Origin of the sequence: Brevibacterium salitolerans (assembly GCF_039531405.1) — a bacterium.
GTDB classification, from domain to species: domain Bacteria; phylum Actinomycetota; class Actinomycetes; order Actinomycetales; family Brevibacteriaceae; genus Brevibacterium; species Brevibacterium salitolerans.
The window spans coordinates 2290-3226 of sequence record NZ_BAAAPZ010000016.1; the positions used below are offsets into that span (position 1 = coordinate 2290).

Annotated in this window: 1 protein-coding gene; it reads left to right on the top strand. The window is 67.0% G+C overall.

Annotated features, from left to right (window positions below):
• Positions 1 to 722 (top strand): MFS transporter (locus ABD240_RS13215; RefSeq protein ID WP_344337732.1); only part of this gene is annotated, 722 nt, incomplete at its 5' end.
• Positions 723 to 937 lie beyond the last annotated feature (215 nt).

Below are 937 nucleotides of genomic sequence, written 5' to 3' on the forward strand. Positions count from 1 at the left end.
TGTTCAAGACCGGCGCCTTCACCGGTGCCGTGCTGATCAACCTGCTCTCCATCTTCTCGCTGATCGGATTCCTGTTCTTCGCGTCCCAGGACCTGCAGCTCGTCCACGGCATGCGCCCCATGCAAGCAGGACTTGCGCTCCTGCCCGGCGTGCTCGCCATGATCGTCACCGGACTCACCGCCGCCCCGCTGGCCCGACGGATCCGACCCGGATACATCATTATCGCGGGCCTCGTCTCTTCCGGTGCGGGATATGCGACCATGGCCTTCAGCAGCGGCGGCCTGTCGGTGAACGCGATCGTGCTCGCCTTCGCGCTCGTCGCCGCAGGCGTGGGGGCCGCCGAGACGATCTCTAATGATCTGATCCTCTCCGCCGTTCCCTCAGCGAAGGCCGGAGCCGCCTCTGCGATCTCGGAGACCGCCTATGAACTCGGCACCGTGCTGGGCACCGCGATCCTCGGCTCGATTCTCACCGCGTCCTACACCGCCAGCCTCGTCGCACCTGCCGGACTGACCAGTGCGCAGGCATCCGCGGCACAGGAGACCCTGGGCGGTGCCACGAAGGTCGCGCAGGACCTGCCTGCAGATCTCGCCGAGGCACTCCTGGCGTCTGCCCATGCCGCGTTCGACAGCGGGGTGACGACGACCTCGACCATCGGTGTCGCACTCAGCGGCGCAGCGGTCGTGCTTGCACTGATCGCATTCCGGAAGGTCAAGGCATAGGCATCATCGGCACGCTGCCGGACCCGGCATCGCAGGGTGCCGGGCCCGGCAGAGGCCGTCCCGTCATGGGCCAGCGCTTCACCGTAGTCACACGTCCTCAGTATGCGATCGAGGCCGCCGACAGCGCCCCAGTCGCCACCGACATGCTGTGCAGGTGCTCGCGCCTCACCCGGGAACGCCGGTTGAGGACGCTCTTCTGCAAGAGCGCACAGAAC